Annotated in this window: 23 protein-coding genes and 2 riboswitches; of the genes, 10 read left to right on the top strand and 13 right to left on the bottom strand. The window is 38.1% G+C overall.

Annotation, left to right across the window (positions count from 1 at the left end; genetic code table 11):
* Nucleotides 1–70: 70 nt before the first annotated feature.
* A complete protein-coding gene (locus LXM54_RS08280; RefSeq protein ID WP_233314651.1) occupies nucleotides 71–1,942 on the bottom strand; it encodes a PAS domain-containing protein in 1,872 nt (623 codons plus the stop codon).
* Nucleotides 1,943–2,301: 359 nt separating this feature from the next.
* Between LXM54_RS08280 and LXM54_RS08285 the strand changes: the two genes are divergently transcribed.
* Nucleotides 2,302–3,327, top strand: coding sequence for an acyltransferase family protein (locus tag LXM54_RS08285; RefSeq protein ID WP_233314652.1), 1,026 nt, complete (start codon nucleotides 2,302–2,304; stop codon nucleotides 3,325–3,327).
* 33 nt (nucleotides 3,328–3,360) lie between these two features.
* Here LXM54_RS08285 and LXM54_RS08290 read toward each other — a convergent pair whose 3' ends face one another.
* The 3 genes from LXM54_RS08290 to LXM54_RS08300 form a co-directional block, all read right to left on the bottom strand.
* Nucleotides 3,361–3,501, bottom strand: coding sequence for a hypothetical protein (locus tag LXM54_RS08290; RefSeq protein WP_233314653.1), 141 nt, complete (start codon nucleotides 3,499–3,501; stop codon nucleotides 3,361–3,363).
* A 2-nt stretch (nucleotides 3,502–3,503) separates the two neighbouring features.
* The gene (locus tag LXM54_RS08295) at nucleotides 3,504–3,662 is read right to left on the bottom strand and encodes a hypothetical protein (RefSeq protein WP_233314654.1); all 159 of its coding nucleotides are present in this window, start codon (nucleotides 3,660–3,662) and stop codon (nucleotides 3,504–3,506) included.
* 112 nt (nucleotides 3,663–3,774) lie between these two features.
* Nucleotides 3,775–5,130, bottom strand: a complete 1,356-nt coding sequence (locus LXM54_RS08300; protein WP_233314793.1) for a TrkH family potassium uptake protein — start codon at nucleotides 5,128–5,130, stop codon at nucleotides 3,775–3,777.
* 201 nt (nucleotides 5,131–5,331) lie between these two features.
* Between LXM54_RS08300 and LXM54_RS08305 the strand changes: the two genes are divergently transcribed.
* A complete protein-coding gene (locus LXM54_RS08305) occupies nucleotides 5,332–5,526 on the top strand; it encodes an alpha/beta-type small acid-soluble spore protein (protein WP_233314655.1) in 195 nt (64 codons plus the stop codon).
* 112 nt (nucleotides 5,527–5,638) lie between these two features.
* Here the strand turns inward: LXM54_RS08305 and LXM54_RS08310 are convergent, their stop codons facing one another.
* From LXM54_RS08310 to LXM54_RS08345, 8 genes are all read right to left on the bottom strand, one after another.
* Nucleotides 5,639–6,406: a TerC family protein gene (locus LXM54_RS08310; protein WP_233314656.1), complete on the bottom strand. Its 768-nt coding sequence runs from the start codon at nucleotides 6,404–6,406 to the stop codon at nucleotides 5,639–5,641.
* Between the two features lie 54 nt (nucleotides 6,407–6,460).
* A riboswitch (yybP-ykoY riboswitch) is annotated at nucleotides 6,461–6,629 on the bottom strand.
* A 112-nt stretch (nucleotides 6,630–6,741) separates the two neighbouring features.
* On the bottom strand, nucleotides 6,742–7,194 hold the full coding sequence (locus LXM54_RS08315; protein ID WP_311315870.1) for a hypothetical protein: 453 nt from the start codon (nucleotides 7,192–7,194) through the stop codon (nucleotides 6,742–6,744).
* Nucleotides 7,195–7,395: 201 nt separating this feature from the next.
* Nucleotides 7,396–8,175: an amino acid ABC transporter ATP-binding protein gene (locus LXM54_RS08320; RefSeq protein WP_245399848.1), complete on the bottom strand. Its 780-nt coding sequence runs from the start codon at nucleotides 8,173–8,175 to the stop codon at nucleotides 7,396–7,398.
* A gap of 16 nt (nucleotides 8,176–8,191) precedes the next feature.
* On the bottom strand, nucleotides 8,192–9,394 hold the full coding sequence (locus LXM54_RS08325) for an amino acid ABC transporter permease (RefSeq protein ID WP_233314658.1): 1,203 nt from the start codon (nucleotides 9,392–9,394) through the stop codon (nucleotides 8,192–8,194).
* Nucleotides 9,395–9,403: 9 nt separating this feature from the next.
* A complete protein-coding gene (locus LXM54_RS08330; protein ID WP_233314659.1) occupies nucleotides 9,404–10,576 on the bottom strand; it encodes an amino acid ABC transporter permease in 1,173 nt (390 codons plus the stop codon).
* An 87-nt stretch (nucleotides 10,577–10,663) separates the two neighbouring features.
* Entirely contained in the window at nucleotides 10,664–11,734 is a 1,071-nt protein-coding gene (locus LXM54_RS08335; RefSeq protein ID WP_233314660.1) for an amino acid ABC transporter substrate-binding protein, read from the bottom strand.
* A gap of 537 nt (nucleotides 11,735–12,271) precedes the next feature.
* Entirely contained in the window at nucleotides 12,272–13,855 is a 1,584-nt protein-coding gene (locus LXM54_RS08340) for a peptide chain release factor 3 (RefSeq protein WP_233314661.1), read from the bottom strand.
* 114 nt (nucleotides 13,856–13,969) lie between these two features.
* Nucleotides 13,970–14,686, bottom strand: coding sequence for an NAD-dependent deacylase (locus tag LXM54_RS08345; RefSeq protein ID WP_233314795.1), 717 nt, complete (start codon nucleotides 14,684–14,686; stop codon nucleotides 13,970–13,972).
* Between the two features lie 159 nt (nucleotides 14,687–14,845).
* On the opposite strand from LXM54_RS08345, the gene LXM54_RS08350 reads away from it, so the two are divergent.
* The 6 genes from LXM54_RS08350 (at nucleotide 14,846) to LXM54_RS08375 (ending at nucleotide 19,163) form a co-directional block, all read left to right on the top strand.
* Nucleotides 14,846–15,253, top strand: a complete 408-nt coding sequence (locus LXM54_RS08350; RefSeq protein WP_233314662.1) for a YkvA family protein — start codon at nucleotides 14,846–14,848, stop codon at nucleotides 15,251–15,253.
* A gap of 72 nt (nucleotides 15,254–15,325) precedes the next feature.
* A riboswitch (TPP riboswitch) is annotated at nucleotides 15,326–15,434 on the top strand.
* 157 nt (nucleotides 15,435–15,591) lie between these two features.
* Complete coding sequence (locus tag LXM54_RS08355) at nucleotides 15,592–16,593, top strand: ABC transporter substrate-binding protein (protein ID WP_233314663.1); 1,002 nt, start codon at nucleotides 15,592–15,594, stop codon at nucleotides 16,591–16,593.
* Nucleotides 16,593–16,883 carry a thiamine-binding protein gene (locus LXM54_RS08360; RefSeq protein ID WP_233314664.1) on the top strand — a complete coding sequence of 97 codons (291 nt, stop codon included), beginning with the start codon at nucleotides 16,593–16,595 and terminating at the stop codon, nucleotides 16,881–16,883. Before LXM54_RS08355 ends, LXM54_RS08360 begins: the two co-directional genes overlap by 1 nt.
* On the top strand, nucleotides 16,883–17,644 hold the full coding sequence (locus LXM54_RS08365) for an ABC transporter permease (protein WP_233314665.1): 762 nt from the start codon (nucleotides 16,883–16,885) through the stop codon (nucleotides 17,642–17,644). The genes LXM54_RS08360 and LXM54_RS08365 overlap by 1 nt, the downstream gene beginning before the upstream one ends.
* Entirely contained in the window at nucleotides 17,645–18,406 is a 762-nt protein-coding gene (locus LXM54_RS08370; RefSeq protein ID WP_233314666.1) for an ABC transporter ATP-binding protein, read from the top strand.
* On the top strand, nucleotides 18,390–19,163 hold the full coding sequence (locus tag LXM54_RS08375) for a TatD family hydrolase (RefSeq protein WP_233314667.1): 774 nt from the start codon (nucleotides 18,390–18,392) through the stop codon (nucleotides 19,161–19,163). Before LXM54_RS08370 ends, LXM54_RS08375 begins: the two co-directional genes overlap by 17 nt.
* A gap of 36 nt (nucleotides 19,164–19,199) precedes the next feature.
* On the opposite strand, the gene LXM54_RS08380 is transcribed toward LXM54_RS08375, so the two are convergent.
* Entirely contained in the window at nucleotides 19,200–19,547 is a 348-nt protein-coding gene (locus LXM54_RS08380; protein WP_233314668.1) for a hypothetical protein, read from the bottom strand.
* Nucleotides 19,548–19,689: 142 nt separating this feature from the next.
* Here LXM54_RS08380 and LXM54_RS08385 point away from each other — a divergent pair, with 142 nt between their 5' ends.
* Nucleotides 19,690–20,367 carry a cobalamin B12-binding domain-containing protein gene (locus LXM54_RS08385; protein ID WP_233314669.1) on the top strand — a complete coding sequence of 226 codons (678 nt, stop codon included), beginning with the start codon at nucleotides 19,690–19,692 and terminating at the stop codon, nucleotides 20,365–20,367.
* Nucleotides 20,364–20,969 carry a hypothetical protein gene (locus LXM54_RS08390; RefSeq protein WP_233314670.1) on the top strand — a complete coding sequence of 202 codons (606 nt, stop codon included), beginning with the start codon at nucleotides 20,364–20,366 and terminating at the stop codon, nucleotides 20,967–20,969. Before LXM54_RS08385 ends, LXM54_RS08390 begins: the two co-directional genes overlap by 4 nt.
* Nucleotide 20,970: the final 1 nt, after the last annotated feature.

Consider the following 20,970-nt stretch of genomic DNA (forward strand, 5'->3'; position numbering starts at 1 on the left):
GATAATAATAAAAAGACTTCTGTGCTGTCAAGAAGTCTTTTTATTACGTAAAATTATGTTGATTTGAGCTTCATTGCTTTTTGCGCGGAAGATAAATATGAAATTTCGTACCTTCCCCCTCTTCCGACTCTACTTCAATTTTCCCAGCATGCTCTTTAATAATTTTGAAGGAAACCATCAAGCCTAAGCCTGTGCCCTTTTCCTTCGTTGTATAAAATGGTTCTCCGAGCTTTGCTAGTTTCTCTTTACTCATCCCATTGCCATTGTCTTCAATTGTGATATGAAAATATTCCGGAGTGGACTTTATGCTTGTCTTGATCTCTCCTCCTACTTCAAGCACCTCAATCGCATTTTTGACAATATTAATAAAGACTTTTTTTAATTGGTTTGGTTCACAAAACATTTCTGTAAGGGAATTTGTATAATTTCTTGTAAATTGAACATTATATAAGACCGCTTGTGCATTGAGAAGGTCTAGTGTCTCATTCATAATCTGCTGCAAATCCGCTTTAACAAACTTAACGTTTTGCGGTTTTGACAGCAGCAGGAATTCATTGATGATCGTCTCAATCCTGCTGAGCTCTGATTTAATAACAGTGAAATACATCGGATGCTTTTCACTGTCATTGCTGCTTTCCAGTAATTGTATGAATCCTTTTAATGCAGTCATTGGATTCCTGATTTCATGGGCAATTCCAGCTGCAAGCTCCCCGATAACATGAAGGGTGGAGGACTTTCTTATCTGCTCCTCGAGTATCGCGTTCTCTGTTATATCTCTTAGAGCGGTTATGCTAAAGCCAGAATATATATTATACTTGTTCCGAAATTCCAGCTGTGTCCAATCATCTCCGTTAAAGGAGGCAGTATAGATACCTCTGTTCTGCCCTTCCTCTCTTAATGAAAGAAGTTTTGGCTTAATCTCTTCTCCAATTGATTTCCCTTCTGGCAAATAATCAATCAGGTTTAAGCCAAGCAAACTTTCTTTATCCTTTTGAAGCATTCGCAATGCGGCTTTATTAATATCACTTATGTTATAATCCCTGTCCCATAGAATAACACCATCAAATACTTCCTCAAAAATTGTTTCAAACATGCTTTTGCTGTCAAGCAGCTCCAGTTCCATATTATAGCGTTCTGTAATATTGCGAAAAATACTCATATGAAGACCTTCAACAGAATGAAGCTTTGTTGTGAACTCTAGCAGCTTTTTTTGCCCATTCGGCATCAAAAACATCAGCTCATCCCGATGGGAGTTTTTGCTGCATAAGCTTTTAATAATATGAATATAGCTGTCGTCCTTTTTATAGACATAATCACTGATTTTTTTCCGTTTCATTTCTTCCAGACTGCTTTCAAAGATAGCCAAAGCTGCCTTATTTGCTGAGACAATCTCGCCGTTTTCCTTCCATAGAACGATTCCATCTAGTGCTTCTGTAAAGAAATCGTGAAATAAAGCAGCATCCTTTCGTTGCCTTCTTTCTAAATTGCGCAAATACGTGACATCTTTTAAAACAGCTAAAAAATATGGATACTTAGTTATTCTGGATATATGGATTTCAGAAAAGGAGTCTCTCGCGGGATTTGCCATTGACAGAACAGCTGTTTTTGCGTCTTTTTCGAAAGACTGTAAGCTGATCCAGTTCCTCAAATCATCTCTGTACTCTTGCGGAAGATAGTGAGTAAGGTTACGCCCAACCATATCTTTTTTGTGGATGTGAAATATATCTTTTATTGCATAATTTACTTCCAGGATTACTCCCTTTTCGTCCAGTATGACCATTCCTTCACTGGAATTCTCAAAGGCCGCTGTTTTCAGCTCCTCGACCATTTCTCTGCAATTCTTTTCATCCTTCAGCCGCTTATTCTCTTGTTCCAAAAAGCTGATTTTCTTTTTCAGCTGCTGGATATGCTGCATTTCTTTTGTATAGATTTCACCAGACAAGGATTTCCCGCCTCTCGTAAAACTTGGTGCATTATTTATTCTACAAAATTCGAGAAAATCCTTTACAGTTACAAAATAAATTAATCATAAAGTTAGTCAACCAAGTTAAGGAAAATTTCAGATGCTTGTATTAACCTTAAATTTACAATTAAAAAAGTTTATTTACAAAAATATTTCACTTTTATTAATAAGTAGATATTTAGTTAACAACTTGCGAAAAACAGTTTAGCTATTGTTTATATGTGCTATAAATAATAGTGGCTAAACAGCCAATCATCTGCCTGAAACGTTTTCCGATTGACTATATTTGGAAATGGCATTGCTGCTAAAAGGTTAGCTTGCAAAGAAGGGAGAACAATATGAAGCAAACCCGAGATTATTACTTTGATAATGCAAAGTTTCTGTTGATTTTTTTCGTTGTATTCGGTCATTTTATTCAATCTTTTAATAGTGACAGCAATAGTATTTATAGTTTGTATAAAGTCATTTACACTTTCCATATGCCGGCATTTATTTTAGTTTCCGGATTTTTTGCGAAAGGGATTTACGAGGAAGGTTATGTACAAAAGTATGTAAAGAAGCTGATATTACCATATATTATCTTTCAGGTTATATACAGTATCTTTTATTTTTATCTTTACGGAAAATCAAGCTTAACGGTTGATCCATTAAGTCCGCATTGGTCACTTTGGTTTTTAATCAGCTTATTTTTCTGGAATATGCTATTGCTGGGCTTTTCCAAGCTGAAGCCAATTTATGGCTTGTCAATAGCAATGTTTTTCGGCCTTGCAATCGGATTTGTTGATTGGACTTCCAGCTACTTGAGCCTTACAAGAACATTTGTATTCTTTCCCTTGTTTTTATTAGGCTATTATATGAACAAAAAACATTTTGAGTGGGTCAGAGCAAAGCCTTTCAAAATAGGAGCCATTCTTATTTTCGTGAGTTGTTTTGCTGTATTTTATAATTTCCCAGATATAAATCACCAATGGCTATTAGGATCGAAGCCATATGATGTATTAGCTTCTTCTTCGTTTGAAGCAATACTAGTCAGACTTGGTTTCTACTTATTGAGCTTTTTAATGATTTTCTGCTTTTTTGCCTGTGTGCCGCAGAAGCAATATTTCTTTACTCGATTTGGTAAAAACACGCTTTATGTTTATTTATTACACGGTTTCTTTATCCGGATTTTTCGGTCAACTGATTTGCAGGAAGCGTTCACTACACCGAAATCTTATTTTCTCATCGTGCTAATGGCTTTTCTGCTAACATTAGTACTGTCAACCAACTTGGTAGCATCACTAGCACAGCCATTTATAGAATTCAGGACAACTAAAATGCAAAAATGGTCTACAAAAACAAGCTATAAAGAGAAGCTCTTTTAAAGAGGCTTCTCTTTTTAGCTTATGACAATACCGTTATTTTCTTTTGCCGCTTTTTACTTTGTCTTTAGTCAAAGCCCCTGTATCATAAAGTTTGCTTGCATTAAGATCGCCAAACTCCTGGCCAAATTCTACATTAGCTTGTTCTTTTTTATTTTTATTCGCTTTTTTTGCCATAATTATCTCCCCTCTCTTCCATGCTTGGAGTTTCGATTAGCATTCTTCATCGGGTCCTCGCCGCGAATGAATTCAGCGGAGAACTCTGTTTCCTGGATGTTCTTTTTAGGAGTTTTGCTGTATTTTTCAACAGCATTGAATTCTGCCTTTCTTTTCGCCATATGATCGTCTCCTTTAATGGATGGTACAAACCTATTTTTTGCAAATTACAGGAACGTATCCGTACCATGATATGACAATCCAACCATAAAAAAAGCCAAGGCGGAATACGCCTTAGCCAATGATTATTCTCTCTTTTGGATAATGGAAATTATCCTTTTTCTCTTTTCCTCCAATAATATAGATAAAGGAAGTTAGCCCTATTCTTCCAATAAACATAAGTACCATGATGACACATTTGCCTACATTGGACAAATCAGGAGTTAAACCAAGTGATAAGCCTGTTGTTCCAAATGCAGAACAAACCTCGAACAATATTTTTATGAGCGGAGCACTTTCGGTGATGCACAAAATAACTGTTGCGGTAAAGCATAAGGCAAAAGCTAAAATTGTGACGACCATCGATTTAATAATATCCTCTTCATGGATTTCTCTTTTAAAAATTTTAATATGCCGATTGCCGTTCGCGTAATGATAAATGAACATTAAGTTTAATGCAAACGTAGTTGTCCGAATTCCCCCACCGACAGAGCTTGGGGATGCACCGATAAACATCAGAATACAAAAAATCACCAGTGTTCCGAGTGAATAGTCATTCAAGTCCATTGTCGCAAGCCCACCGCTTCTAGTTGAAGCCGAGTGAAAAAATGCATTAAAAAAGATTTGATGCCAAGTCATTTCTGCAAAATAATTTGTTGATTCAATCAAAATAATGCTGAGAGTACCAAAAAATAACAGCAGTCCAAATGTTAAAGATGTCAATTTCGAAAATAGAGAAAACCGGAAAACTTTTCCAGGGTTCTTCGGGAATAGATAATTCTTCACTTCAATTAAAACTGGAAATCCAATCGCACCAAGGGTGATTAGAATAATATGTACCAACTGAATAAAATAATCATCTTTATAAGGCATTAGGGAGGTCCCTGTTAAGTCGAATCCCCCGTTCGTTGTTGCACTAATCGAGGCGAACAGTCCATGAATGATTGCATCCTTCCATGATAGGAAGTATTGATGAAACTGCAGTGTCAGCACGATTGCCCCAACAAGCTCTATAATTAAGATCAGCTTGATGATTTCCCTGATAAGCTGGACCAGTCCAGAAAGATGTGATTGGTTATGGTCAAGCATTATCAGCTGCCGCTCCTTTAAACCGATTTTTTTCCTGAGCAGCATCCAAAAGAACGTTCCTAAAGTCATGACTCCAATTCCGCCGAATTGAAGGACAAACATCAATATGAAAATGCCTAATGTGCTATAAGTATCGGATATATTTATTACAGTCAGACCAGTGACACTCACTGCACTTATTGCCGTAAAAACAGTGTCCATAAAGGAAACATGCACACCTTCTTTATGAACAGCTGGTATGCTTAACAACAAGACAGATACGCTGACCGCCAGCAAATAATATCCTGTAATAATTTGGGCCGGGGTAAATTTATTCAGCAAATCCCTTACCGTTCTTTTCATGTCCATACAAATCCCTTCTATTGCTCTTCCTCTTATCTCCCCATTACACAAACATTACCACTCATGAAATGAATGAAAACCCCGCATATTATAAGTACAGAAATTAATATTGCCAAACAACTTACCTATTATCAGCATAATAGCCTTTTGTTAACGGTATATAAGTTCTGTATTTTATTTATCAAGGAGGTCCCTGACATTATGGCTAGTTCAAACAAATTATTAGTTCCTGGTATTGAACAATATTTAGATAGTATTAAATATGAAATTGCTCAAGAGTTCGGCGTTAATTTAGGTTCTGAAACAGTTGCCAGATCCAATGGTTCTGTTGGCGGAGAGATTACAAAACGCCTAGTTCAGCAAGCTCAAGCAGAGCTGTCTGGCAAAACTCAATAATAACTATACCTTAAAATTATCAATGCTCAAAGAAAAAATAAAAAAGGAAATAATGATTGCTCACTTTGGCACCTGCAAAGTTTTAAAGCAAACATTATTTCCTTTTTAACATTTAGTTATCTTCCACCGTTTTCTGTGCTTTTCGACCAGAGATAATATAGCCGCCTACTGCAATGATTAACAATACAGACCAGAAGAAGAATTTCCAAACTTTCGACTCAGGAAAATGCTGATCAAGAAGACCAACTTCTGGATGTGCCAATGTAAATACAGCCAGCTTCACACCTACCCAGCCGACAATTAAAAAGGCTGCTGTCTCCAGGGAAGGTCTTGTTTGCAGAAGTTTTACGAACGAGTTTGCTGCAAAACGCATGATAACTAGTCCGATGATCCCACCTAATAGCATGATTGTAAATTGTCCTCCGTCAATGCCTCCAATATCAAACCAGCCTGTTGGTGTCAGCGTGATTGCTAATGCAACTGCTGCTAGCATAGAGTCAATTGCAAAGGCAATATCAGCAAGTTCTACTTTCAAAACAGTCATCCAGAAGCCAGATTTTTTCCTTTCCTTTTCTTTCTCCTGTTTCTCCTTTGGTGAGAACTTTCCATATAAATTGTGGATACAAATATACAGTAAGTAAATAGCACCAAGCGCTTGAACCTGCCAAACGTCTACTAGAACAGAAATTAAGAACAAACTCGCGAAACGGAATATAAATGCACCGAACAAACCATAGAACAATGCTTTTTTCTGCTGCTCTGGCGGTAAATGCTTAACCATAACTGCCATAACAACCGCATTGTCAGCTGCCAGTATCCCCTCTAACCCTACTAGAATCAGGAGCACCCAACCATACTCTAACAGTAATGCAAAATCCATATTTTCTCCTCCTATCAATAGTTTTTGTATACCGACAGGTATCCCCCTATTGACAGGATTGTCTTATATGTACAAAAAAGCGCAAAAAAGACCTCTGCCAATAGGCAAAGGTCTTGCTAAGCACTTTTTAATAGTGCCAACAAAGCCGATGGTACTAGACCACGAACTGACGACTTTGTTTTAGGATAAAATATCCTAAAAGCTACTCCCCTTTGAGTAGATATACGATTGATATAAGCTTATTATATACGAAAGATTCTTTCTTGACAATCAAAAACCGAAAAAAAATAAACAAGACCTGACTATTTTTTACTTTCGAAAGTTAGTATCGTTGTTTATTCTTTATTCGGATTGAACTGACCTTTAAAATACAATATTGCATACTTCACTAAAAAACCGCTTAAAATACCTGGAATCAAAAAGAGCATCGGTGTAAATATAGGACCTGGAAAAATACCAAATATCTTAAACCGCGTCGAATACATAACCCCTACTGTAACAAAATAAGCACAAAATACAAACGGCAAAAATGCATATTCATCCTGTTCTTTCATGGTCGACTTATATGCATCCCACATTGCGAACAAATATAAGCAGGGATAAAACATGATCCATTGAAAATCAAGGGCTTCTATGGAAGATTCAAAATTACCTAAAAAGCTTTGCATGATTGCATAATTGAAATTACTTTGCACATTAATAATAAATTCCAGCACCACTAAAAGAGTACCTTTCCAATACTGTTTCATCAATAGTTGACTGAAGCCAGGGAGTGCTATGCTCCACATAACAGCCTCTAATTTACTTAGGTCCCTCATAGGTTATCACCATCTACTTCTTATATACCTTTTCATTTTTTCATTTTTAGCTAAACTGCATTTTTTTATACAGTATCCGTTCATGTTGCTGAAAAGAAATTTACAAGAGCAATAAACTGTCAGCTGAAACGATAAAAATAACCGAAAAAAAAGAGCCGTATTTGGCTCTTTTTACAGGATTTGTGAAAGAAATAGTTTTGTGCGGTCATGCTGTGGATTATCGAAAATATCCTCCGGTTTGCCCATTTCGACGATTTCCCCTTTATCAAAAAGAATGATTCTGTCAGCCACCTGACGAGCAAAACCCATCTCATGTGTAACGACAAGCATAGTCATCCCAGATTCTGCTAGTGTCTTCATAACATCAAGGACCTCTTTTACCATCTCTGGATCAAGTGCTGATGTCGGTTCATCAAACAGCATAATCTTTGGCTGCATCGCTAATGCCCTAGCAATAGCCACACGCTGCTGCTGCCCGCCGGATAACTGACCAGGATATTTTTGTGCCTGCTCTGGTATACCTACTCTTTCGAGAAGCTCTATCGCAATTTGCTCTGCCTTTTTCTTTTTCCATTTCCGCACCCATATCGGTGCCAGAGAAATATTCTTTAATATTGTCATATGAGGAAATAGGTTAAAGGACTGAAAAACCATGCCTGTTTCCTTTCTTATTTCTTCAATATTTTTCAAATCATCTGTCAAGGCAATATTATCCACCATAATAGAACCCTTCTGAAACTCTTCTAACGCATTGATTGTCCGGATAAAGGTAGACTTGCCAGAGCCAGAAGGTCCGAGGATAACAATCACCTCTCCTTGCTTTACTTGCAGATCAACATCCTTTAAAACATGATGGTCGCCATACCATTTATTCAAACCCTTCACTTTGATGATATCTTCTCTTTGCTCTACCGGTATCGAAAGCTTTTCTACAGAAAATACACTCTCCATTGTTAGTCCTCCCCTATTAGCGGCTGCCTGCCCCTAGTGATTTTTCCAAAGCTTTGCTGACATGTGACATTAAGTAGCAGAATATGAAATACATTAATGCAATGAACACATATAATTCCATGTACTTACCTAAGTACTCTGGATTTGCTGCGACTTTTTTGGCCATACCAAGAAAATCTGCTAAACCGATAACGGCAACTAATGATGTATCTTTAAATATAGAAATGAATTGACCGACCATTGCGGGGATTACCGCCTTTAAGGCTTGCGGTAAAATGACAAAAACCATCAATTTAAAATTATTTAATCCTAATGCTTGAGCTGCTTCGAACTGGCCGCGGGGAATAGACTGTAACCCGCCCCTGATATTTTCTGCCAAATACGCAGCACTAAAAAGTGTGAAGGCAATCATTGCTCGTAAAACATTATCCATTTGGATTTCGCCGCCAAGAAACATCGGGAGCAGCAATTGCCCAATAAACAGCACCATAATCAACGGCATGCCACGGATGATTTCAATATAAACAATGCATGTATATTTGATGACAGGCAACTTGCTTCTTCGGCCGACAGCAAGTAAAAGTCCTATTGGAAAGGAGCAAATGATTGCGACCGATGCGAGCACGAGTGTAAGCAAAAACCCGCCCCAAACATTCGTGCTCACCGGCTCAAGGATGCCAAATCCGTTAATAATTCCAACTGCTATCGGTATAATGAGAATCCAAAGAATTAATACTGGTATTTTTAAAACAGAAAGATTTCTGCCAAGGGCATAGCATAAATAAATGGCAGCGATGCTGGCACCTAAATAGGCCTTTGTAATAGGTTCTGTGTAAGGGACAACCGCAAAAATAAGCATGATAACTGACAAGGTAATGGCTACATGCCCAATGACACCTCGCCATAATCCCCATGATGTCCCAAATAATATCGAGATGAGGATTACTCCGACCCAAAGTCTCCAAATCTCCTCCATCGGAAATTGACCAACCATTAAGAGGCGCAGATTTGCACTTACTACACTCCAGTCACTGCTTGCTAGAAATCCAACAACTTTGACGATGATCGCACCCGTAAACATCGCAGCAATTATGGTGAGTATCGCATTTTTCCAATCCTTAAAGAGATTTGATTTCAGCCAAAGCTGTACTTTTACTAGCCTGCTGAGCGAAGTTGATTCTACTCTTCTTTCACTGTTATTAAGCTGTACATTATCCAATTTGCATCACTACCTTTCAACCAACTGGAATTTTTTATTAAAGAAGTTCATAAACAGTGAAGTCCCTAAGCTGAACAGTAAATAAACAGCAATCATAATAAGGATGATTTCAAATGTATGCCCTGTCTGATTAATGATTGTATTGCCGATTCCAACAATATCCTGATAAGCAACAGCCATCGCTAAGCTTGAGTTTTTGATTAAGTTTAAGTACTGGCTCGTCAACGGAGGAATGATAATGCGAATTGCTTGCGGAAAAATAATTAATCTTAATGCTGTAGGGCTCTTAAAGCCAAGGGCTTTGGCTGCCTCTGTCTGTCCTTTCGGAACACCTAGGATACCGGCACGTACAATTTCGGCTATATATGTTGATGTATAAATGGACAAGGCGACAAGCATGGACAAGAAACCTATAGATAAGGATGTACCTCCGACAAAAGCATTGCCATCAAATTCCGGAACGGAAATACCAAATGGCCCATTGCCTAATAAGAAATAAGAGATGATAAAGCCGAAAATTAAAAAGCCAATAGCAGTTAAGAGTGGATGTGTATTTTTACCATTATTAATAGTTAACGATGTCAATTTTTTAAACAAAAAAATGGAAACTGCTGCCAATACGACAATTACACCAATCCATATGAGTGTATTATCATAGGTTGTAAACCAAGGAATAGCTGCACCTCTATTTGAAAAATAGAAGGAACCGATTGACGCTGCGTTATCAATTTTTGGCATTGGTAAGAATACTGCAAAGTTCCAAATGAAAATTTGCACTAATAATGGTGTATTACGGAACACCTCCACATATACAGTTGCAAGACTACGAATAAGCCAGTTAGAGGATAGCCGGGCAATTCCCATAAGAACTCCAAGTATAGATGCAATAATTACTCCAAAAAATGACACTTTCAGGGTATTTAACAAGCCAACAACAATTGCTCGGCTATAAGGGTCCTCAGGTGTATAGGAAATCAGCGATTCTGCAATCGGAAAAGAAGCTTTCAGATTTAGAAAATCCAACCCTATCTTCAATCCGATTTGCTCTAAGCCAGATTGAACATTCCGAACCATAAAGACAATAGCAAATCCGACAATTACCACAAATAGTAATTGGATAAGTATTGGTAACATCTTTTTGTTTCTCCACAGGGGGGTTGCTGCAGTTCTTTTATTCTCCATTTGTATGCCTCCCTTAGCTAAAAGAATAGGCCTGCTAGAAAAGCAATATCAGCAGGCCTTCCAAACTGTTATAAAATCATCATCTTTTTAACGGAATGGGATAGAATATAACAGTCCGCCATCACTGTATAATGCGTTTTGCCCTCTTTCAAGCTTGAACACAGTGTCTGGGCCAAGGTTTCTGTTATAAATCTCTCCATAGTTGCCGACTTGCTTGATTACTTGGTACGCAAAATCATTTGATAATCCTAGCTGTTCTCCTAAATTATTACCGCCGACACCGAGCAGGCGCTGAATTTCAGGATTTTCACTCTCCAGGAATTCATCGACATTTTCAGAAGTGATACCAAACTCTTCTGCTTGAATTGTTGCATAAACAATCCAGCTTACAGCATCTTTCCATTTTTCATCATTATCAAGGACTGCTGGTGCTAAAGGCTCTTTCGAAAGAGTAGCATCTAAAATGATATGTGCATCAGGATCTTGCAGCATTGATTGACGTGACACTAGACCAGATTTATCTGTAGTCCACGCATCAATAGAGCCAGATTCGTATGCGGCAATGACTGCATCTGCATTATCAAATGTTTGCGGGGTATAGCTTACTCCAGCAGCCTTCATTTGATCCGCAAGATTCAATTCAGTTGTAGTTCCTGTTTCAACACCGATTGTTTTTCCTTCTAAATCTTCTAAAGAAGTCCAGCCGCTGTCTTTCGGAACCATAATTCCTTGACCGTCATAGAAGGTGACCGGTGCAAAACTTAACCCAACTTCAGCGTCTCTGTTTGTTGTCCAAGTAGAATTGCGGATTAACACATCAACTTCTTTCGATTGTAATGCTGTAAACCGGTCCGTCGCTGATAATGGACGGAATTCGATTTTGCTAGCATCACCTAAGACACCTGCTGCAATTGCTCTCGCAAAATCAACATCAAATCCAGTGTTTTTCCCATCAGAATCTATGTATCCAAATCCAGGAAGGGCGTCATTGACTCCAGCTTTCAGCGTTCCCCTCTTAATGACCGTATCTAACAAGCTTGACGTCTTTGAATTCTCATCTGCATTCGTATTGGATTCTTCCGAATTCCCCGAGCACCCTGCCAATGCTAATATAAGCACTAACAGCATGCTGAATATTACTGATAGATTCTTTTTCATCCTTGTTCCCCCTATATTTTTTTATAAAAATATCATCTTAACTTAAAAGAATATTCAGATAATTAACCTTACTATCCGAGACTTTTCCCTTAATTAAAATGATACTCATACCAAAATTGTCCTTCTCTTCAAATGTTAATATATATAACATAGGTTTGTTACTATTTATTACAACATGGTTTTATTATACCTAAATTTTAGTCGATTACAATTATTTTTTAGAAAGTTTTAACTTTTTTAAAAAATCTAAACAGTTAGAAATTATATAAATACAACAAAAAACCTTGCTATGCTTAATTTTAGCTAAGCGAAATAATTCATTTACCATAGTATAGTTTCAAGTAATTTAATAGAAATCCTTTCTTTTTTAGGATACACTTACACCATCAATCAACATTGATATTATACTAATATAAAAAAATACCAAATATTCCTTTTAAACATTTGTTTACATCGCTACAACTCCCATAACAAGTTAAGAAAACTAACATTTAGATACAAAAAAACAAGCGATTAAGATAATCGCCTGTTTTTTTGTTAGGATTCTTCTGAATCCATTGGATTATAAAGTTTAACATCAGGATTTTTATCCTGGAACCAGCGCAATGCAAATTCATTTTCAAACAAGAATGCTTTTTTCCCATATCTGTCTTCAACCAACAGACTTCTGCCACTTGATAAGTTTTCGTTTACTTCCTCATCCACTGTCCATCTGGCAATTTTAGAACCAACATGCTCCATAAGCACATCTACATTATATTCATTTCTCATGCGGTGCTCGAACACCTCAAATTGCAGCTGTCCAACTGCACCAAGAAGATAATCCTCTGTTTTTACTGTTTTATATAGCTGGATTGCTCCTTCTTGAACAAGCTGTTGAATTCCTTTGTGGAAATGCTTCTGCTTCATGACGTTTTTAGCTGTGACACGCACGAAAAGCTCTGGTGTAAATTGCGGAAGCTTTTCATATTGGAAGGTGTTTTTGTTTACTGTCAATGTATCGCCAATCTGGTAAAATCCTGGATCATACAATCCAATAATATCACCGCTTACCGCTTCATTGACAGTGCTTCTGTCATCCGCCATAAACTGAGTGGATTGGGCCAGTTTAATTTGCTTACCTGTCCTTGGCAAATTGACAGTCATTCCTCTGTCGAACTTACCTGAACAAATTCTTAAGAAAGCAATTCTATCCCTGTGTGCTGGGTTCATATTTGCCTGAATCTTAAAGATAAAGCCTGAGAATTCTTCTGACAACGGATCAATTTTTCCTGCAGTAGAGCTTCTTGGCTGCGGCGATGGCGCAAAATCCAAATAAGTTTCCAAGAAAGTCTGTACGCCGAAGTTCGCTAAAGCACTACCGAAAAATACTGGTGTCAAATCTCCGCTGTTAATTCTGTCTGCTGAAAATTCATTGCCTGCTTCATTTAGCAGCATGATTTCCTCTAGCGTCTGGTCATACAGGGAATCCTTTTTAATCGGATGTTCTCCCTCAATTTCCCCATCCTCATTTAACGAGATATATTTATCGCCTTCCTCTACACGAAACTGCTCAATTCGGTTATAGTAACGATCATAAATACCTAGGAATTCTTTCCCCATACCAATTGGCCAGTTCATCGGGTACGACTCAATTCCCATTACTTCCTCTAGCTCCGCAAGAAGCTCTAATGGCGCCTTCCCTTGACGGTCAAGCTTATTGATGAATGTAAAAATCGGAATCCCTCTCATACGACAAACCTTGAACAGCTTTAATGTCTGTTCCTCGATCCCTTTTGCTGAGTCAATAATCATGACAGCACTGTCAACGGCAGTCAATGTTCGATACGTATCCTCACTGAAATCTTGGTGTCCTGGTGTATCCAGAATATTAACTCTCGCATTGTTGTAGTCAAACTGCATAACACTTGATGTTACGGAAATACCTCTTTGCTTTTCAATTTCCATCCAGTCACTTGTTGCAAATTTCCCGGTCTTTTTCCCCTTTACTGTTCCAGCATCGCGAATTGCTCCGCCGAACAACAGTAATTTTTCCGTAAGCGTTGTTTTACCGGCATCCGGGTGGGATATTATTGCAAAGGTACGTCGGGACAATACCTCATCTTGAAATGTTTTAGACATGTTTTATTCCTCTCTTTTGCACTTTCATTTATGCTCATCTCTTAATAATAGCTCGATACACAAAAGTTTGCAATCCCTTCCCCATACCCTAGTTTTTGCAAAGATTGCATTTTTTTATATGCTGTTAAGCTTTGCCTCTGCACATTCAAGCGTTTGGCCGATTGCTTCGCTGATTAGGAGATCAGCAAGGTAATCAAACTCTGTTTCTTCGTTATTAATAATTATTAATTTACTTCCCGTCTGCTTAGCGAGCAAGGGGATTTGATTCGCTGGTGACACACTCAGTGAAGAGCCTAGCACGATAAACACATCTGATGCAATAGCTGCTTTTTCTGCAAGAAGAAACGGTTTTTCCGGCAGCATTTCTCCAAATAAAACAATGGATGGACGCAATGTGCCGCCGCATTCACATACATAAACCTCATGCAGATATTCGTTGCACGAATATGTTTTTTTACATGTTTGGCAATGGAGCTTTTGCAGAGTCCCATGCAGCTCATACACCTTTTTACTTCCTGCAAGAAAATGAAATCCATCTACATTTTGGGTTATAACCCCTTTTAACAAACCTCTTTTCTCCCACTCTGCCAACAGAAAATGGCCCTTATTCGGCTTAAATTCAGAAATTCCTAATACTCTTTCCCTGTAAAAGGCGATAAAATCTTCTAAATGATGGTTCAGTGCATCTGTGCTTGATAAATATGATTTTTGTTCATTTGTCCATAATCCTTTATCTGCAGACCGAAAATCGGGCAAACCACTTTCGGTTGACATACCTGCACCGGTAAAAACGACAAGGTGGTTGGCATTTTTAATCCATTCTTCCAACATCATGATCAGCTCCAGTTCTAATCTTTACTTTCATTGTAACAACCATACGAAAAGAAAGTAAATTTCTCCTTATTAGTTTTATCTCCTATATAAAGGGAAATGTTTAATGAATGGTAAAGAAGCAAACATTATTTATACAGTACACTTTATACGGAGTTGATGATGTTGTTATTTAAAAAAGATAAAATAGAAACAGGATATAAAAAACATGAAAAAAAAGCGGCTGCACTTGTGGAACAGCCTTCCAGACTAACAGAGCTGTTAAAAAAGGCTGTTCCAAAAGCAACCTCTAACAGAAAGTGGCTATCGTCTCTTTGGGACAAGCTTCAGTTACTGCTTTCGTTAGTCAAGGCATACCAAAACGGCACATATCGGCAAATTAACAAGAAATCAATGGTGCTGATTGTTGCAGGATTATTATATTTTTTGTCTCCATTAGATATTATTCCGGATTTTATCTTTGGCATTGGAATTGTCGACGATGCACTTGTCTTAAAATACGTCCTTTCTGCTGTTAATCAGGAGCTGATTGCTTTTGAAAAATGGAAGAAAAACAGCCAAATTTGATTTATATGATGGAAGATATAGGACAAGTCTTATATATCTGCTATAATAAGCAGGAAAACAGAATGAGAAAAAAAGAATTACTAGGGGAACCAGTGTTGCTGGTTGAGAGTTATCCGAAAGATAAAAACCCTTTGAACCTGATCTGGTTAATGCCAGCGTAGGAAACGGACATTCTTTACATACCTTTGTATTTAAAGCGTTCAGGTTCATGTAACTTGAACTTTTTTTTCGTTTTTATAACAGTTGCCGGCTCACTTTTAACTTAACGTTACAGTGCAGCAACTTTCCTACTTCGTTACAGGTTCCTAACTTTTTTTCTTACTACAGGAGGAAGCATTATGAAAAAAGCTTTAATGGCTTTTGCCGCAGTCCTGCTTTTAGCAAGCTGCAGCAACACATCAGAAAACAGCAAGGAGCAAGGGGAAGACAAAAAGCAAAAAATCACTGTTGTTCTGGATTGGACACCAAACACTAATCATACAGGACTTTATGCAGCAGAGGAAAAAGGTTATTTCGCAGAGGAAGGACTTGATGTTGATATCATCACACCTGGTGAAGCTGGTGCTGATTCCTTAGTCGCATCCGGAAAAGCAGACTTTGGCGTTAGCTATCAAGAAGGAATTACACAAGCAAGAGTTCAAGGTGTGCCACTCGTATCAATCGCAGCAATCATTCAGCATAATACATCCGGATTTGCTTCACCTGCAGAAAATAACATCAAATCACCTAAGGATTTTGCAGGTAAAACATATGGAGGCTGGGGTTCAGAAGTTGAAGCTTCTGTCATCTCATCCCTGATGAAGCAGGAAAATACGGATGTTAAAGATGTTGATATTGTTAATATCGGAGATGCTGACTATTTCACGGCAATGAAGCAAAACATTGATTTCGCCTGGATTTATTACGGCTGGACCGGAGTGGAGGCAGAGCTTCGCGGCGAAAAGATTAATATGATTTACTTAACTGATTACAGTGATAAGCTTGATTATTACACACCTGTACTTTCCACAAACGAAAGTATGATTGCAGATAATCCAGAAACCGTCAAAGCTTTCCTTAAAGCAGCAACAAAGGGCTATGAATACACAATAGATAACCCGGACGATGCAGCTTCCATCCTGTTAAAGCATGCACCAGATTTAGATGAGGAGCTAGTGAAAAAAAGCCAAGAGTGGCTGGCATCTAAATACCAAGATGACGCACCTCGCTGGGGTGAACAAAAGCTGTCTGTTTGGAAGAACTATGCTGATTGGATGTATGACAATAAGCTGTTAGAAAAGCAGCTTGATGCAGACAAAGCATTTACAAACGAATTTCTGCCTGAAGGAGGAGACGAATAATGGCAAATGCTTTAATTAGTGTACAAATCATTCCAAAAACAAAAAACGGGGAAAATGTAATTCCCTATGTGGATGAGGCAATTAAAATTATTCAAGATTCTGGTGTTAAATATGAAGTCCATCCGTTAGAAACAACGATGGAAGGTGACATGGATGAGCTGTTTCAAATTATCAGCTCCATGAACAAAAAGATGACAGACATTGGATCGAGCAATGTTATTACCCAAATTAAAGTTCTTTATCAGCCTGACGGAATTACAATGGAAGACTTAACGGGGAAATATCGCTAATGAATAAATTTTTATTAACATTTTGGAGACCGTTACTGGTTCTCCTTCTTTTATTTGGACTTTGGGAAGCTGCTGTAAGGTTTTTTCATATCGAGAACTGGTTGCTTCCCTCTCCTTCGGCGATACTCACGGAAGCGTATGCAAGCTGGGATACTTTTTTCGTTCACTTGATTGCCACTACAAAGCTGTCTGTTATCGGGTTTTTGATTGGTAGTGCAGTCGGACTACTGATTGCTGTCACATTGCATCGGGTGGCTTTTTTCCGGGAAGCTGTGTATCCTCTGCTGATTCTGTCTCAAAACATTCCAACTATCGTGCTTGCACCACTGCTTGTAGTATGGTTTGGTTTTGGTATTATGCCGAAGCTAATTGTTATTACACTCGTATGCTTTTTTCCGATTACAGTAGCCTGTCTTGACGGATTCAGACAAACATCTCCAGAGCTTAAACACTTTATGCAAATGTCAGGCAGCACAAAACGGCAAATGTTTTGGAAGCTGGAGTGGCCTTATGCCCTGCCGTCGATTTTTTCTGGATTAAAAATATCAGCTACCTATAGTGTTATGGGTGCCGTTATCTCTGAATGGCTTGGTTCGAAAGAAGGAATTGGAGTATATATGACTATGGCATCCAAATCATTCCGCACAGACCGTGTATTTGTGGCGATTTTTGCTATTATGGCATTAAGCTTGCTCTTTTTCGTTGTCATTAAACTGCTTGAGAAATGGTGCATCCGCGGCCAAAGCAAGGAGGAGAAGTAAATGGGCAAACTGGAATTAAAAAATATAAGCATGTCATTTGAAAAAAAACCTGTTCTACGAGATTTAAATATGACGGTTCAAGAAGGAGAATTCGTTTCTATATTAGGACCATCGGGGAGTGGTAAAAGCACCGTCTTCCATCTCATCGGCGGGATGCTAAAGCCTGATGCAGGAAACATCATGCAAAACGGCAAGGATATTACTGGACAAAAAGGCCATATCAGCTATATGCCTCAAGCACCCTCCTTATTTCCTTGGCGGACTGTATTGGAAAATGTATTGATTACCCAAGAAATTAACGGCAAAAAGGATAAGGCGCTTGCACTGGATATGCTCAAAAAAGCAGGCTTATCCTCCTATGCTAATGCCACTCCTGCTGAACTATCAGGAGGGATGAAACAACGTGTTTCCTTTGTTCGAGCCTTAATGAGTCCGATGCCACTGCTTCTTTTGGATGAACCGTTCGGCGCCCTTGATGAGCTGACGAGATTGGAAATGCAGAAATGGCTCTTATCGTTATGGAGTATGGATAAAAGAACGGTTCTCTTTATTACTCATAATATTGATGAAGCCTTGTATCTGTCGGATAGAATTTATATCCTTCCTTCTAATCCAAACGATAAGCTTATGGAAGCAACGGTGCCGTTTCCTCGGCCGAGAGCAGACGATCTTTGGCTCAATCAGGAATTCTTAGAATGGAAGAAAGATATCTATTATAAACTTAAACCTTCGGAGGTAAAGCAGATTGAACAGAATAATTGATGCTCATATTCATCTTGACCAATATTCCGAGGAGGAAATTGCCAATATCCAAAGAGATGAATCGATAGCTGCTCTTATTGCTGTATCAATGGACAAAGCTTCCTCCATCCGCAATCGGCAATTAAGCAAAAATTTCTCTTTCGTTCACCCGGCATTCGGCTTTCATCCAGAACAGCCGCTCCTAAAGGATAGAGACTTCGCAGACTTATTTGAATGGATTAGGCTGCATCAGCAAGATATGATTGCAATAGGCGAAGTTGGTCTTCCTCATTATGAAAGACAAAAAGACCCACAAAGTTATCCTCTTGAGCCGTATCTTGAAGTACTTGAGCAATTTATCCTGCTCGCCAAGGAAGTGAAGAAACCAATCATTTTGCACTGCATTTATGATGAAGCACCGCTTGCTTTGGAATTATTAGAAAAACACAGCTTTATGGAAGCCCACTTTCATTGGTTCAAAGGAAGCGAAACTACATTAGAGCGGATGAAGACAAACGGGTGCTATATCTCCTTTACACCTGATATTGTTTATGAAGAGGAAATCCAACGTATTGCGGCACAATATCCTCTGCAAAAGATCATGGCAGAAACCGATGGACCATGGCCCTTTGAAGGCCCTTTTCATAACCATAAAACAATGCCTGCCATGATTCATCACACAATGGAGAAACTATCAAAACTAAAGAATATGCCAGCAAAACAAATATATAATCAACTATTGGCTAATACGAAAGCTTTCTATTTTAATATCGAATAAGGAAAACTCCAGCAAATCTGCTGGAGTTTTCCTTCATTATTGACTGCCTGCTTTAATGATTACCATCCCTTCAGCCAAGATTTCCAGATAAAAGATTATTTCATCTGTCTGTTCTAATTCGCGAAGCTCACTAGCAATCCACTCCAAGTTTATATAAAGTAAATGCTTACCTACTCCTCTTGTCTCAAGGACCTCACTTAACCAGATGATATAATCATGGAATATCTGCTTATTTTGAAGAGAAAAGGCCGTTTCCATATACTGAAAATGATAGTTTATATCCTCTCTTGTTCGTTTTCTCCCATTTTCTCCAAACCTTACTAAATCAGGATACTGTTCATAAAACTTAACAAACAGTTTTTCGACGATTTTTTCTTTATCCAAAAGATTCATCTCTTTATCTCTTTATCCCTTCTATGATTTTCTAGTTAACTGATCCAGTATTTATAGTATAATTTATTTACTACAATTTCGAAACTTCATTCATAACGAAGACAATATTCCAGATTGGACGTGACAATACAAAGTGACGCATTTCGTTTCGGCTAAAGAGCTTGCTGGCGCTTTACTTGAAGGCAATATACAAAAAAGCATGGCAATTATTCAGGAACTTGATTATCAAGGCTATAATACTTCTTTTATTTACGATGAATTAATTACACCTGCCATGAATTATATCGGAGAATTATGGCAAAAAAACGAAATAAGTGTTGCAGATGAGCATTTAGCTACAGGTATTTGCGAAATCATACTCTCTCATTTTATGCTGAATATCCAAAAGAACGATGCACTAGCAAAAAAGGCATTATTATTTTGCCTAGAAGGGGAACACCATACGCTAGGGCTAAAAATGGTAGCTTCGACCTTCGAAGAAGCTGGCTGGGATGTCAAAAACCTCGGTGCTAACCTTCCGCTTGAACACGCTGTTTATATGGCACAGAAATGGAAGCCTGATGTAATTGGCATGTCCCTGTCGATGTCTTATTCAATTCCAACTCTCCGCCCATATATTGAACAGCTTGAAGAGCTAACACCACAGCCTGCAATAATTGTCGGAAGCAGACTGCTTCATGATTATAACTTAAGACCATATGCAAGTCCTGCAACCATCTTTATATCAGAACAATCACAGTTGAAATACTGGCTTAAAGATTACAATGAAGAAAGCAGCTTTATTCATTCTGCAAGAGGTGACTCTTTATGATGGTAGATTTATCTTTGATGCCAATGCCATTCTTCCTAATAAACGACCGCTATTCCATATTAGCAAGATCTAATGCAAGCAAAGCGAGGTTTTTTGCTGCTGATAGTTTTCTGGAGCTCGTTGATCTTGAAAGCCGCGAAAAAACGATTGCCTTTCTTACAGACAGCCATGGAAAAACATCAATGGAAGCGAATATGAAAACAAGTGAAGGTTTGGCTCTATGTCAGATTCAATATACATATGATTCAGCTAACAAACATTATTATATCGTTTGTCATTTCATAGACAGCCAATATATCAATCTTTCCTATGAGCTAAACCAGCTAAGAGAAGCATTGCTCAAACTGCAGGCTGGGCAGGATATAAAAATTATGCCTCCAGTCTTAAAGCAGGATAAAGAAAGTCTTGATCATCTTCAAAATCTCGATACAAAGAAAAAGCTGGATAAAGTTAAAAGGTCAACTTCCACAATAGTTGACCTGCTCGGTGTTATTTCCCCGCTCATTATTGAAGATGGAAAAGGGGAATATTCGGAAATGATTTATGATGAGCTGTATGAAATAAAGTCTCTTGTTGATGAAATGAAAAAAGCCCTTTACTAAG

The organism is Bacillus sp. Au-Bac7, assembly GCF_021341655.1.
Lineage (GTDB): Bacteria > Bacillota > Bacilli > Bacillales > Cytobacillaceae > Niallia.

Excerpts from the sequence above, each read along its gene's own strand:
- LXM54_RS08285 (WP_233314652.1), top strand. The coding sequence starts at position 2,302 with ATGAAGCAAACCCGAGATTATTACTTTGATAATGCAAAGTTTCTGTTG.
- LXM54_RS08290 (WP_233314653.1), bottom strand. The coding sequence starts at position 3,501 with ATGGCAAAAAAAGCGAATAAAAATAAAAAAGAACAAGCTAATGTAGAA.
- LXM54_RS08295 (WP_233314654.1), bottom strand. The coding sequence starts at position 3,662 with ATGGCGAAAAGAAAGGCAGAATTCAATGCTGTTGAAAAATACAGCAAA.
- LXM54_RS08300 (WP_233314793.1), bottom strand. The coding sequence starts at position 5,130 with ATGAAAAGAACGGTAAGGGATTTGCTGAATAAATTTACCCCGGCCCAA.
- LXM54_RS08305 (WP_233314655.1), top strand. The coding sequence starts at position 5,332 with ATGGCTAGTTCAAACAAATTATTAGTTCCTGGTATTGAACAATATTTA.
- LXM54_RS08310 (WP_233314656.1), bottom strand. The coding sequence starts at position 6,406 with ATGGATTTTGCATTACTGTTAGAGTATGGTTGGGTGCTCCTGATTCTA.
- LXM54_RS08315 (WP_311315870.1), bottom strand. The coding sequence starts at position 7,194 with ATGTGGAGCATAGCACTCCCTGGCTTCAGTCAACTATTGATGAAACAG.
- LXM54_RS08320 (WP_245399848.1), bottom strand. The coding sequence starts at position 8,175 with ATGGAGAGTGTATTTTCTGTAGAAAAGCTTTCGATACCGGTAGAGCAA.
- LXM54_RS08330 (WP_233314659.1), bottom strand. The coding sequence starts at position 10,576 with ATGGAGAATAAAAGAACTGCAGCAACCCCCCTGTGGAGAAACAAAAAG.
- LXM54_RS08335 (WP_233314660.1), bottom strand. The coding sequence starts at position 11,734 with ATGAAAAAGAATCTATCAGTAATATTCAGCATGCTGTTAGTGCTTATA.
- LXM54_RS08340 (WP_233314661.1), bottom strand. The coding sequence starts at position 13,855 with ATGTCTAAAACATTTCAAGATGAGGTATTGTCCCGACGTACCTTTGCA.
- LXM54_RS08345 (WP_233314795.1), bottom strand. The coding sequence starts at position 14,686 with ATGTTGGAAGAATGGATTAAAAATGCCAACCACCTTGTCGTTTTTACC.
- LXM54_RS08350 (WP_233314662.1), top strand. The coding sequence starts at position 14,846 with ATGATGTTGTTATTTAAAAAAGATAAAATAGAAACAGGATATAAAAAA.
- LXM54_RS08355 (WP_233314663.1), top strand. The coding sequence starts at position 15,592 with ATGAAAAAAGCTTTAATGGCTTTTGCCGCAGTCCTGCTTTTAGCAAGC.
- LXM54_RS08360 (WP_233314664.1), top strand. The coding sequence starts at position 16,593 with ATGGCAAATGCTTTAATTAGTGTACAAATCATTCCAAAAACAAAAAAC.
- LXM54_RS08365 (WP_233314665.1), top strand. The coding sequence starts at position 16,883 with ATGAATAAATTTTTATTAACATTTTGGAGACCGTTACTGGTTCTCCTT.
- LXM54_RS08370 (WP_233314666.1), top strand. The coding sequence starts at position 17,645 with ATGGGCAAACTGGAATTAAAAAATATAAGCATGTCATTTGAAAAAAAA.
- LXM54_RS08390 (WP_233314670.1), top strand. The coding sequence starts at position 20,364 with ATGATGGTAGATTTATCTTTGATGCCAATGCCATTCTTCCTAATAAAC.